At 52.4% G+C, this 12,741-nt stretch carries 10 protein-coding genes; 7 read left to right on the forward strand and 3 right to left on the reverse strand.

The features are described 5' to 3' along the window. The first annotated feature begins 35 nt into the window (after positions 1–35). The 7 genes from U5R06_14250 to U5R06_14280 all read left to right on the forward strand — a co-directional run bounded on the left by U5R06_14250 (position 36) and on the right by U5R06_14280 (position 9,222). Positions 36–2,828, forward strand: a complete 2,793-nt coding sequence (locus U5R06_14250) for a beta-galactosidase (GenBank protein ID MDZ7723928.1) — start codon at positions 36–38, stop codon at positions 2,826–2,828. A 244-nt stretch (positions 2,829–3,072) separates the two neighbouring features. Beyond that, positions 3,073–4,356: a glycoside hydrolase family 3 protein gene (locus U5R06_14255; protein ID MDZ7723929.1), complete on the forward strand. Its 1,284-nt coding sequence runs from the start codon at positions 3,073–3,075 to the stop codon at positions 4,354–4,356. A gap of 140 nt (positions 4,357–4,496) precedes the next feature. After that, positions 4,497–6,170: a hypothetical protein gene (locus U5R06_14260; protein ID MDZ7723930.1), complete on the forward strand. Its 1,674-nt coding sequence runs from the start codon at positions 4,497–4,499 to the stop codon at positions 6,168–6,170. A gap of 9 nt (positions 6,171–6,179) precedes the next feature. Continuing rightward, positions 6,180–6,734 (forward strand): hypothetical protein, encoded by a 555-nt coding sequence (locus U5R06_14265; GenBank protein ID MDZ7723931.1) that lies wholly within the window; start codon positions 6,180–6,182, stop codon positions 6,732–6,734. Next, positions 6,734–7,942, forward strand: a complete 1,209-nt coding sequence (locus U5R06_14270; GenBank protein MDZ7723932.1) for a permease — start codon at positions 6,734–6,736, stop codon at positions 7,940–7,942. The genes U5R06_14265 and U5R06_14270 overlap by 1 nt, the downstream gene beginning before the upstream one ends. Before the next feature lie 11 nt (positions 7,943–7,953). Continuing rightward, positions 7,954–8,352 carry a ChbG/HpnK family deacetylase gene (locus U5R06_14275; GenBank protein MDZ7723933.1) on the forward strand — a complete coding sequence of 133 codons (399 nt, stop codon included), beginning with the start codon at positions 7,954–7,956 and terminating at the stop codon, positions 8,350–8,352. A gap of 9 nt (positions 8,353–8,361) precedes the next feature. Beyond that, positions 8,362–9,222: a C-GCAxxG-C-C family (seleno)protein gene (locus U5R06_14280; GenBank protein ID MDZ7723934.1), complete on the forward strand. Its 861-nt coding sequence runs from the start codon at positions 8,362–8,364 to the stop codon at positions 9,220–9,222. A 280-nt stretch (positions 9,223–9,502) separates the two neighbouring features. On the opposite strand, the gene U5R06_14285 is transcribed toward U5R06_14280, so the two are convergent. From U5R06_14285 to dapA, 3 genes are all read right to left on the reverse strand, one after another. Then, on the reverse strand, positions 9,503–10,732 hold the full coding sequence (locus tag U5R06_14285) for an LL-diaminopimelate aminotransferase (GenBank protein ID MDZ7723935.1): 1,230 nt from the start codon (positions 10,730–10,732) through the stop codon (positions 9,503–9,505). A gap of 253 nt (positions 10,733–10,985) precedes the next feature. Further along, a complete protein-coding gene (dapF, locus tag U5R06_14290; protein ID MDZ7723936.1) occupies positions 10,986–11,831 on the reverse strand; it encodes a diaminopimelate epimerase in 846 nt (281 codons plus the stop codon). Positions 11,832–11,846: 15 nt separating this feature from the next. Beyond that, the gene (dapA, locus tag U5R06_14295) at positions 11,847–12,740 is read right to left on the reverse strand and encodes a 4-hydroxy-tetrahydrodipicolinate synthase (protein ID MDZ7723937.1); all 894 of its coding nucleotides are present in this window, start codon (positions 12,738–12,740) and stop codon (positions 11,847–11,849) included. Position 12,741 lies beyond the last annotated feature (1 nt).

The raw sequence follows: 12,741 nt of genomic DNA on the forward strand, positions 1-12,741 counted from the left end.
AATCCGAAACTCACACCCAACCCGACAGGACTATTATGAATACCAATGCTTTCAAATCCGTTCTCCTATTTGTTCTCATGTCCGTTTTTTTTGCCTGTCAGCAAACTCCGGTACACCGGCAGAGTCTCGACCTTGCCGGAGAATGGCAATTCCGCATGGACACCTCGAATGTCGGCATTCAGCAACAATGGTATCTGCAGGAACTGACTGATACCATTGAACTGCCGGGCACCATGGACCGAAATCAAAAAGGATTTGCGAACACAGATACGACCACCGCGCATCTGAATCGACTTTACACATACAAAGGACCCGCCTGGTACCGAAAAACCGTTAATATCCCCGAGGAATTTGCGGACAAACACATCCAACTGATTCTGGAGCGCACAAAAGCTGCTAAAATCTGGATCGATGATCAATATATCGGCGAATCGCATTTGCTGCAGTCGCCGCAGCGCTATGATGTATCGGCACACCTGTCCCCCGGCGAGCATAGCATCAGCATCCGCGTTAACAATGATCTGAAACTGACGCCCTACGGCAATGTGCATATCTATACAGACGACACCCAGACCAACTGGAACGGCATCATCGGGGATATCAAACTTGAGGCCTCCCCTCTGACCCGCATCTCTAATCTGCAGATTTTCCCCGACATTGACAATCGTAACATCAAGGTGCGCCTCGGTATTGTCAATGATCTGAATCTGGATTCTCTCGACATCTTCCTCCAGGTTGTACGCCTCCGGGACGGCAAATCCAAAAAACTGAAATCCGCGCGCTATCATATAGCCTGCGATTCGGTTATCGAGTGCGACTACAATCTCGGCAAACAGCTGCAACTCTGGGATGACTACCAGCAGCCAAGATACACCCTGACCGCGGTGCTGAATCAGGGGCTGGACGCGGTATCCGCGCCGTTCGGCATGCGTTCTTTTAAAGCCGGCGACAATCAGTTCCGCATCAACGGACGCAGCACGTTTCTGCGCGGCAAGCATGACGCCTGCGTGTTTCCACTCACCGGCCATCCGCCTATGGACGTTGACGGCTGGAAGCGGGTATACGACATTGCCAAATCCTACGGCATCAATCACTACCGCTTTCACAGCTACTGTCCGCCGGAAGCGGCATTTACTGCCGCGGACGAGCTGGGCATTTTCCTGCAGCCGGAGCTGCCGTTTTGGGGCGGACTGGAATCGGACAGCGTGGCCGCCAAACTGCAGGCAGAGGGGCTGGCCATGTTGAAAGAATACGCCAATCACCCGTCATTCGTCATGTTGGGTCCCGGCAATGAAATCTGGAGCGGTCATAACCGGGTGGAAGACATGATCAATACTCTAAAAACATATGACAGTCGGCCGCTGTACAGCATGGGCGCCAACAACAATATCGGCTATGTGGGACCGCGCGACGGTTCCGAGTTTTTCATCGCTGCACGCACACCATCGGACGGCGACACCCTGCTGACGCATACGCGCCTCGCTCACGGATTCGTCGATTCCCCGCAGGGCGGTATCCTGAATTCACAGGAACCGTCTACAACGGTCAATTACGACTATCCGGTTGAACAAATTGATGTCCCGTTGATCAGTCACGAAATCGGCCAGTACCAGATTTACCCGGATTATGACGAAATCGACAAATACACCGGTGTGGTGCGCGCCTGGAATCTAATGGTGTTCCGCAATCGCCTGAAACAAGCGGGCATGCTGGATCAGAACTTTGACTTTCACCTGGCGTCCGGCGCCTGGTCGGCACGCTGCTACAAAGCGGAAATGGAAGCCGCCCTGCGCACAAGCAAATTTGCCGGATTCCAGTTGCTCGATCTGCAGGATTTTCCCGGACAGGGCACGGCGCTGGTCGGGATTCTGGACGCATTCATGGACAGCAAAGACGTGGTGGAACGCAAAACCTGGCTGCAGTCGTGTAACGACGTGACTCTGCTGCTGGAATTCCCGCGCTACTGCTGGCAGTCCGACGAATCGTTTCAGGCCACCCTCAAAATCGCCAATTATTCCAACCGCGCTTTGGTTGACGATATCACCTGGAGCATTGGAGACCAGCACGGCAATATCATTCATGCCGGTACTTTTGAGAATTTGAACATCCCGCACGGTGGACTGCATATTGCAGGCAGGCTTGAGACCCGCCTGGATCAGGTTGAACAGGCGGACAAACTCAGCATCCGGATGGCGTGTGTCAAGAACCGGTACTCTAACATCTATCCCATCTGGGTCTATCCGGTTACGGATAAACAAATTCCGCATCAGGACATCACGGTTGCCGAACAGCTGAACGAGTCGGTTCTAAACAAACTCGAACAGGGTGACAAGGTGCTGCTGTTTCCCGAACACAAATCCGTTGCGGACAAGAGTGTCGGCGGGTTGTTTCACCCGGATTTCTGGAATTACGGCATGTTCAAATCGATCAGCGAATCCGTGAACAAACCGGTTTCACCCGGCACTTTGAGTCTGCTGATGGACCCCGATCATCCTCTGTTCAGCAGTTTCCCGACCGAGTTTCACACCAACTGGCAATGGTGGTCGATTATCCGCGCCGGACGGCCGCTGATATTGGACGATACACCGCATGATTATCGTCCGCTTGTGCAGATGATCGACAATCTGCAGCGCAATCACAAACTGGGATTCATCTTTGAATTCGCAGTGGGAAAAGGCAAACTGCTCGTCTGTATGTCGCGGTTAAACGAAATTTCCCACAAACCGGAAGCCGACCAGCTGTACAAATCCATTGTGCGCTATATGCAGTCCGAAGCATTTGCGCCGGAATACACCGCGGACAGGGCATTGTTAAAAAATCTGCTATAGCATGTCATTTTCATAAAAAGGAACCCGCATCCAAATACACTGAACAACGATTGACAGGCAAAACGTAAAACCGGCAGCACACGGATGATTCTGTCAGACTCTTGCAGAATGCCGGTGATCAAATTACAAACAAACTTTTTTTAAATTTATAAGCTATTATTATTATATATTTTAAACAACTCGCAAACAGTACGTACTACAGTACATACTGTTTTCAACTGTTGCAGCGTTAAATCTGCAGATCATGTATAGCGGCATGGGAGAATATGATGTACAGGAAGCGTTTATGAAGATCACTTTTCTCGGGATGGGCCTGATGCTGTTTTTATGTTTCGTATCAGCAGGCGTTCCCGCGTACACAGAACAGCAAATCGGCCGGATGCTCATCATCGGATTCCGGGGCACGAGTATCCAGGACACATCTTATATCACCAGGGTCATCAGAGACCTGAACATCGGCGGCGTGGTGCTCTATGATTACGACGTGCCGTCGCAAAGCCACCCGCGCAATATCATTGATTCAACCCAGGTGGCGCTGCTGACACGCGGATTGAAACGCCTGTCTCCTTCTCTGCTCATTGCCGTGGATGCCGAAGGCGGTCAGGTGAACCGGTTGAAACCGCAATACGGCTTTGCTGAAATACCCGGTCATCAAAAACTGGGGCAGCTCAATGACCCGGACTCGACCCGCGCAGCAGCCGCCCGATTGGCGGAACAGCTGTCCGGGCTGGGGATCAATACCAATTTTGCGCCGGTCGTGGATGTCAATCGCAACCCGGACAATCCCATTATTGCGGGAAAAGGACGGTCTTTCTCGGATAACCCGGACACGGTGGTGCAGCATGCCGGAGCCTTTATCCGGGCGCATCGGCGTCACGGCATTCTGACCGCTCTGAAGCACTTTCCGGGGCACGGCAGTTCCGCCGGCGATACGCATATTGGTCTGGTCGACGTTACAGACACCTACAGTCGCATTGAACTGCAGCCGTTCCGTGAGCTTGTTCAGGCCGGACTGGCGGATATGATCATGACCGCGCATATTATGAACCGGGACATTGATCCGGTTTATCCGGTCACAGTGTCGCGGCATTATATTCAACCGCTGCTGCGGGAGCAGTACGGTTTTAACGGCGTTGTGGTATCGGATGACATGCAAATGGGCGCGATGACCGGGCATTTTACGTTCAAAGAATCGGTGATCCGCGCTGTGAATGCCGGCTGTGATATGCTGATCATTTCCAACAATGCCGGTACATACAATGAGCAGGCGCCGTACACTGCTGTACAGATCATAAAACACGCATTGAATACCGGGAAGATTGCCCCGGAACAAATTAAAGAGTCGCTTTTCCGGATTCATAAATTAAAAACAGGCTTGCCGCCGGACACCTATTTAAAAATGCAGAGATTCAGGAAAGCGTTAAATCACGTCCGAACCGGAGCACAGGAAACAATAGTTTCCGGTGTAAACGTTCATGCTTTGCATTTGACAATAGAGTTATGTATTTTTAATTTTCACATGACTTGAATTCAATGAGGCAAAATTCCTGGCGTTCAAATCCAGATATTACCGCTCAGACCTTAAACAAAAGAATTTTTATAACGGGCCGATAAAATCAATATTGAATGAGCCAATCATCTGTTTTAAACATATCAAGGAGACCACTGTTGAAAACGAAATTATTATTTCTAGCCCTCCTGTGCCTTGCTACTCTGGTATTGGCACAGGACATGCAGCCGCCGGTCCAGGCGCCGTTCACCAAACTGGACCTGTACTGTGTCAATGACTGGTGGAATGTTGCGGAAAAAATGGCAGATGATCCACAGCGCATTATCGATGTTGATGTGCCGCGCGATGAGGTTATCTGTTTCGGAATCTATACCGTTCAGAACAACGTCCTCAAACTATCGGCGCAACTCTTTCCCTTATATCCGGACGAAAACCGCGCGGTGAGCCTGGAGCTCAAGCGGGACGGTAAATGGATAAAAACAGCTACGCAAACGGTGAATGATATCGGCTGGTCGGCTTTGTTCCGTATTGAAAACTGGGACCACACAAAGGATGTACCTTATCGTCTGACACACAACAAAGGCTCTGTGTTCGAGGGTCTGATCCGCAAAGATCCGCTGGACAAAACAGAAATCGTTGTGGCGTCCCTGAACTGCAATTCCAACAAGGATCGCGGGCCTCGCAGCGAGTACATTCGCAATCTAAAACATTTTGATCCGGATTTGCTGTTTTTCAGCGGCGACCAGAGCTATGATCACACCGAGCACACAGCGGCCTGGTTGTTGTGGGGATTGCATTTCCGCGATATCCTGCGCGACCGTCCCTGTATCACTATTCCGGATGATCATGATATCGGACACGGCAATCTTTGGGGAGAAGGCGGCAAAACCGCCAGTTCGCCGGCAGGCGATGACGGCGGTTATTTTTATCATTCGGACTATATAAAAATGGTGGAACGCTGCCAGACCTCGCATTTACCAGATCCGTATGATCCCACACCCGTCAAACAGGGGATTGGTGTGTACTATACCCATCTGACCGTCGGCGGCGTTGATTTTGCCATTATTGAAGACCGCAAATTTAAAACCGGTCCGGCCGGCAAAATCCCGCAAATGGGTCCGCGTCCCGATCATATCCGTGATGTCAATTACGACCCGGCTTCTGTGGACGTGGAAGGGCTGAATTTGCTGGGCGAACGCCAGTTGACATTCCTGCGAGACTGGGGTCAGAGAGACGGGGTTGAACTGCGGGCTGTGCTGTCTCAAACCGGATTTTGCGGCGCCGCGCATCGACACGGCAATTTCAAAAACTATCTGCACGCGGATCTGGACTGCAACGGTTGGCCGCAAACCGGACGTAAAAAAGCGCTTCGTCTGATCCAAAAAGCCGGCGCCGTGCATCTCGCGGGTGATCAGCATCTGGCCACCCTGGTTCAGCACGGAATCAAGGAATTCCGCGATGGACCATTTGCGTTTATCGCCCCGGCCATTGTCAATAATTACTACAGCCGCTGGTGGCATCCTCTAAATGAACAGCCGGGTGCCAACCGGGATCCGGATAATCCCTTGCCGTTCACCGGCGATTATCACGACGGACTGGGCAACAAGATCACCATGCTGGCGTACGCCAATATCGAAGGCGAAACCCGCCGCGACGGATTCGGGCTGATCCGCTTTAATAAAACGGACAAAAGCGTCACATTCGAAAGCTGGGACCGCTATGAGGATGTGACAAAACCGGATGCAGAACAAATGCCGGGCTGGCCCCGGACAATACGCCAGGTTCAAAAGTCGGGCGAACCGGTGGTCTGGAAACTGGATCCGATCAAATAAGAATGTGGTATGAAAAAACAATGGCCCGTCATATTCATTGCCTTTTTGATTATTACCGGATTGTATCTGCTGGAGCTGAGCAAGATCCGCAGCAGCGGCAATTCCGACATGGCCACTCTGGATGAACTGGACATCGATAAATCGGCTGCCGCCTGGGAGCCGTTTTATCGGGTCCGGGCCACGCTCATTGACGGACAATCCGCGCGCTTTTCCATACCCGGGCAGATGAAAAAAGCACAGGGGCAATATTACAAGCTCACCGGCGCCTGTGTGTTTTACGGCAACGGCTGTTCACGCAGAGGTGATACGGTAACCGTATCAGAGTTTTATCTACTCCCTTCACTGGGTCTGGCCAACGCCTGCGTGATCGAACCCGACATTGAGATGCGCTGGACCGTGCGCGTGATGCTCAGTGAGGACTGGATCCTGCACCGCGATGACATGATCAACAGTATGGCCCGGGTGAGCGGCACGTTCAGGATCGACACCTCTCACCCGTATGAAGGTGTCTTTTTTCTGGACCAGGCAGCCGCACATCTCATCACAGACCCGGATACCCTGTAATGTTCACCACTCTCGTCAATATACTGCTCGAATCCGCACCGTACGTGATCCTGGGATTTTTAATCGCCGGTATCCTGCGATTCTATGTACCACAGGATATTATGCAACGGCATCTGGGCGGCAGATCGCCCGGCACCTTGCTGAAATCTCTGGGAATGGGTTGTCTTTTGCCGCTGTGCTCCTGCGGCGCCATTCCCCTGGGCATCGGACTGTACCGCAGCGGCGCCTCGACCGGTAATATGCTGGCATTTATGACGTCTACCCCGGTTCTCTCTCCCATTCTGATCGCCTTGTCACTCAAGCTGCTGGGTCTCACCCTCACCCTCACCCTGCTGCTTTCCGTCATCACAGGCGGTCTGATCATCGGATTGATCGGCAATCGACTTTTTGGTCCGTCAGAGCAGCCTTGTAAAAACAGCGCTACACAACGGCAATATACACCGACAGCCGAAAACGCTCTTTCATCAAAACAGCCGAAAACCCTGCACACTTTGAAATGGTCCTTTTTAGAACTGGGCGCGGATGTCAGCGTTGATATTTTTATCGGGCTCGCCATGGCTTCGCTGCTGCTCACGTTTCTGCCATTGGAATGGATTTCGCGCTGGCTGGGTCAACAGGACCTGTACACGCTTGTTTACGTTATTCTGCTGGGACTGCCTGTTTACGCGTGCAGCATCCCGTCCATTGCCGTGGTCCAGGGTCTGCTGCTGCTCGGCGCCACACCCGGCGCCGCCGTCGCCTATATGATTGCGGGTCCGGCCACCAATCTGGGCGAACTCAACGCTATCCGTCGATCCATGGGCGGCAAACCGGCTGTCTTTTACGCTCTGGCGCTGATCGTCATTGCGCTGTCCGCCGGCATGATCACGGATCATCTGGTGTTTCCGGATTATCAGTATCACGCCTACCGCGTTCAGGGAGAGCTGGTGGTCAGTCAATGCTGTGTGCCGCTGATCTTTGGCGACGGCATTGATTCCGCCGTCGCCAACCGTACGAGTCCCGTCTGGCACTGGCCGTTTGCCCTTTTGCTGGCTGCGGTGATTTTGTTCGGAATTTTTAAAAAATTGCGTTATTTTTTCATCAATCCCTGCCTGTCCTGTTCGTGGCGGGCGTACGGCGCAGACGGGGTCTGCGGTTCTAAATGCCATGTGCGCCGAAAATATGAGTTTTTACGCAATTGCGGTCGTATGTTAAAACGCAGAGATTAAGGCCTTGTGGCGTGCATCTGACCCTGAACTGCGAATGGCAGCATTACAAATGGGGGCCGGTGACGGATGCCAAAACCCTGATGGATGAAAACAATTATTTTTATTCCAGAGCCGGGCAATTGTATGAAAAAGAGGTGGACCTTGCGGAGGTTGAACAGGAACTGCGGGCGCAAATCGAAACGGCGCTGCAGCAGATTCCGCAGCTCTCCCATTTGTCTTTTCACATGGGGACAAGTGTCGGCAAACCCAGGTACAAGCGTATTGTTAAAAAATTGTCTACGGAATTTGATCTGCCCATGTATTTGGGACGGCTTTTGCCACCTGCTTTTGGTGCACAATTCGATTTTGAAACAGAGGCTCAACCGTATATTGCAAAAGTTTTAGACTATGAATCTCACCTTAAAACATGAGGACATCCGATGCTGAACAGCAAACACAGGGTTTCTTACCTACAAACCATACGCACGTTTCTTAAAGTCGGCACCTGCTCGGAAACAGCCTGCCTTATGATCAACCGCGGTTTCGATCAATCCCTGATCCCCGAAGAACAAGCTGCTATGCCGATGGCCGGTGGTATTCTGCAGCACGGCTATCAATGCGGACTGCTCTGGGGTGCGGCGCTGGCGGCGGGGGCGCGTGCCTATCAGCTCTATGGTGCAGGCCCGGAAGCCGAAACTCGTGCCGTCCTGGCGGCGCAGCAGGCTGTAAAAAATTTTCGAACCTGTAATAAGCACAAAACCATCGACTGCGGCGATTTGACCGATCTGGATGAAACATCCTCACCGGTAAAACTAATTCAATATTTCCTTCTCAAAGGCGGCGTGGTCAGCTGTTTGCGTATGGCCGGTCGTTATGCGCCGCGCGCCTACACGACCATCAACGATTCATTTGCCGAACATCAGATGCCCGTCCACCCTGCTCCGGTCAGCTGCACGGCTGTGTTGTGCAAAAAAGCCGGCGCGACCGAACAGCAGGCGGTCATGGCATCCGGACTCGCCGGCGGAATCGGTCTGTGCGGCGGTGGATGCGGCGCCCTGGGAGCGGCAATCTGGCTGCTTGCCCTGAGAACCAACAAAACGGATCAAAAAATGATGTTTAACAGTCCGGAGGCACAAAACATTATGAATACATTTGTAAAATGCACCGGGGCTGAATTTGAATGTTCTGAAATTGTCGGACGGAAATTTGAGGATATTCAGGATCATGCGATATATCTACAAAACGGGGGCTGTTCTCAGCTTTTAAACGCACTGGCAGATGACCAAGAGTCAAGCTATTGAAAATTAATGCAATATACCAATCAGAAATATCAGTATCCCAAGCCGCGTTTAAAAGTTTATAGCATGAAATCATAGTGTTCACCGGGACGCATGTCTCTGATTATCCAACGCCCCGGATAAATATCCGGAGCGATCTGAATCTTTTATGCACAATACCCATCCCGTCCCGGACGGCATATCTATAACAGCAAACAGGTTCTACTCGAGCATATACTGATTTGGGTAAAAGAACACAATCAACGGACGTGACCGTTTAAACACTTCAACCCTTCAACTGTGTTCATTTCAGGTTCTTGACAATGCTGTCCACAGCCTGCTCGACGTCCTCACGGTGACCGAATGCGGAGAGCCGGAAAAAGCCTTCGCCGCTGGGACCGAATCCGGAGCCCGGGGTGCCGACCACGTGTGCGTTGTTAAGCAGCTGATCGAAAAACTCCCAGGATGTGGTGCCCGGCGGGGTTTTCAGCCAGATGTACGGCGCATTGTCGCCGCCGTAACAGGTCAGGCCGATGTTTTCCAATCCCTGTTTGATGATGCGGGCGTTCTGCATATAGTAATTCACCAGTTCCATGCATTCCTTAGTGCCGGTGTCCGACAGCACGGCCGTCCCGCCGGCCTGCACAATATTGGAGGCGCCGTTAAAAAATGTGTTCTGGCGGCGCGCCCACAGACGGTTCACCTGCTCGGGCTCGGAATCTTCCACCTCCAGCTCCTTGGGGACAATGGCCCAGCCCAGACGCACACCGGTGAATCCGGCCATTTTGGAAAAACTGTTGATCTCAATGGCGCATTCGCGGGCGCCGGCAATTTCGTAAATGCTGCGCGGCAGACTGTCATCCTGAATAAATGCGGCATAGGCGGCATCGAAAATAATCACGGACTTTTGTTCGCGCGCATAATCAATGAACTTTTTCAACTGCTCGCGCGATGCCACGGCGCCGGTGGGATTGTTGGGACTGCAGATATAGATCAGATCCACTTTATCCTGCGGCACCTCGGGGAAAAAACCGTTTTCCTCGGTGCACGGCATATAGTGAATGCCGGTGTACTGGCCGGATGCTTTGTCAAATTTACCGGTGCGTCCGGCAATCACATTGGTATCTACGTAAACCGGATAGGCCGGGTCCTGTACAGCGACCACGTTATCGGTTCCGAAAATCGACTGAATGTTGCCGGTATCCGGTTTGGCCCCGTCACTGACAAAGATTTCAGCGGCATCCAGCACCACACCATAGGATTCGTACAGATTGATCAGCGCTTCCTTCATTTCCGGTTCACCGGTGGAATCATCCGAATAGCCGCGATAGGTGGTCACGTTGGCCAGCCGGTCAACACCGGTGTGCAGTCCGTCCAGGACCGCCGGGGTCAGCGGTTCGGTGGTGTTGCCGATACCCAGCTTCATCACGTTGGCATCCGGATGCTGCGCCTGAAACTCGCGCACGCGTCGTCCGATTTCTGGAAACAAATATCCTGCTGACAGTTTATTATAATTGCTGTTGATTTTGGCCATAATATATCCTTGTCTATTAATTCTCGTTTTGTTTTAAAATATTAACGGGCTCTGTGCCTCACGAGGCGCAGAGGCTGTTGAGGATGAATTCCAACCACTGCGGCGTAGTTAAAATGAATATTTTTAAACCTGTGATCAGAACAAACATGACTCTATTCTGCCCAGCGCAGATTCTTTCTGCGGTCTCTGCAGACTGTGTTGGCTTTACAGCGCACATTCGTCAAACTGACTTGGCGCAGAATATTGATGCGTCCTACACGGTCTGTTCAAACGCTTCGCTGTCAATCTCGCCGTCGCCGATATGCAGCACCGGACCGGTCATGTCAATGCTGTAATCGGGATGAATGGTGATTTTCAGCGTGCCGCCGGGCATGTGCACGGTAATGTCGGCGTCGCAGAGTCCCAGTTTATGCGCCACGGCCGCGGACGCGCTGCTGGAACTGCCGGAAGCCAGGGTATACCCGGCGCCGCGTTCCCAAATCTCGATCTGAATATTGTTGCGGTCCAGGACTTTGAGAAACTGCACATTGGTGCGGTTGGGAAAGCGTTCATCGACTTCGATATGCGGGCCGTAGGTATAGGCCAGTTCTTCCGAGATCTCTTCACATGGAATCACGCAATGCGGATTGCCGATGGTGGCGGCGCAAAAGGTGAACAGGTGGTCTTTGACCATGATCTCTTCATTGATTACCTCACGCGTTTTTCCCGACACCGGGATCACCTCGCTGTCAAAAGACACAGCGCCCATTTCCACATCGATCATGCGCCCGTCCGCATGCACGCGCGACTGCACCTGTCCCCCGGCGGTCTCGATCGTAAACGGCCGGGTATCCACAAAACCGTGATCGAACAGGTATTTGGAAAAAATTCGCAGACCGTTTCCGCTTTTTTCCGCCTCGCTGCCGTCCGGATTAAAGATCTGCAGCCGGGCGCGGCTCTCCTGCGACGGGGACGGTCCCCACAGGATGCCGTCCGATCCAATACCGTAATTGCGGTGACAGATCAGCCGAATTTCGTCCGGCGTCAATTCACGGCCGATTTCGGCTGGATTCATGACGATATAATCATTCCCGAGTCCGTGATACTTGTAAAACTTCACGCGGTCTCCTTTGGTTTAGATCAAATTCAATTCTTTGAGCGCGGCGGCCAGCGGTTTGGCGTGGTCGTCGCTCAGCTGCACCAGGGGAAGCCGGACGTAGGATTCGCACAATCCCATCATAGCGCAGGCGGCCTTGACCGGAATCGGATTACTTTCAATAAAGTTCAGGCGCATCAGCGGCAGCAGGTTGTAATGCAGCTCGCGCGCTTTTTTCCAGTCATTGTCGAATGCAGCTTGTACCATATCACTGAGCATACCGGGCGCTTCGTTGGCAACCACGGCTACCGCGCCGTCCGCACCCAGACTCAGCAGCGGCAGAGCGATGGAATCCTCGCCGGACAGAACAAGAAAATCATCCGGGCGTTCGCGCAGGATAGTCATCACTTCGGTGAAATTGGCGCTGGCCTCTTTGGTTCCGGCAATATTGGGAATCTCCGCCAGACGCAGCTGGGTTCGCGCGTCGATGTGCTTGCCGGTGCGTCCCGGCACATTGTACAAAAACACCGGCAGATCGGTGGATTCCGCCACTGCCTTGAAATGCTGATAAAAGCCTTCCGGCGTGGGTTTGTTGTAATACGGGCCCACGGACAAAATAGCGTCGGCACCGCTTTTCGTGGCGTGTTCGGTCAGTGAAATGGCTTCCGTCGTTGAATTGCTGCCGGCATTCGCCATTACCGGCACACGACCGTTTGACTGATCGCACAGTATTTCAATCACCCGGTGGTGTTCATCGTGACTCAAGGTCGCGCTCTCACCGGTGGTACCGCAGCCGAGTATCACACGGGTACCTTTATCAATATGCCAGTCCACCAGCTTGCGCAGCGCAGCCTCGTCCAGGCTGTTGTCCTTTTTAAACGGTGTGATCAATGCAACGGTTGTTCCTCTGAATTTTGATAAATCAATAGACATG

It is taken from the genome of candidate division KSB1 bacterium (assembly GCA_034521575.1).
GTDB lineage: Bacteria > Zhuqueibacterota > Zhuqueibacteria > Residuimicrobiales > Krinioviventaceae > JAXHMJ01.

Excerpts from the sequence above, each read along its gene's own strand:
- U5R06_14250 (MDZ7723928.1), top strand. The coding sequence starts at position 36 with ATGAATACCAATGCTTTCAAATCCGTTCTCCTATTTGTTCTCATGTCC.
- U5R06_14255 (MDZ7723929.1), top strand. The coding sequence starts at position 3,073 with ATGTATAGCGGCATGGGAGAATATGATGTACAGGAAGCGTTTATGAAG.
- U5R06_14265 (MDZ7723931.1), top strand. The coding sequence starts at position 6,180 with ATGAAAAAACAATGGCCCGTCATATTCATTGCCTTTTTGATTATTACC.
- U5R06_14270 (MDZ7723932.1), top strand. The coding sequence starts at position 6,734 with ATGTTCACCACTCTCGTCAATATACTGCTCGAATCCGCACCGTACGTG.
- U5R06_14280 (MDZ7723934.1), top strand. The coding sequence starts at position 8,362 with ATGCTGAACAGCAAACACAGGGTTTCTTACCTACAAACCATACGCACG.
- U5R06_14285 (MDZ7723935.1), bottom strand. The coding sequence starts at position 10,732 with ATGGCCAAAATCAACAGCAATTATAATAAACTGTCAGCAGGATATTTG.
- dapA (MDZ7723937.1), bottom strand. The coding sequence starts at position 12,740 with ATGTCTATTGATTTATCAAAATTCAGAGGAACAACCGTTGCATTGATC.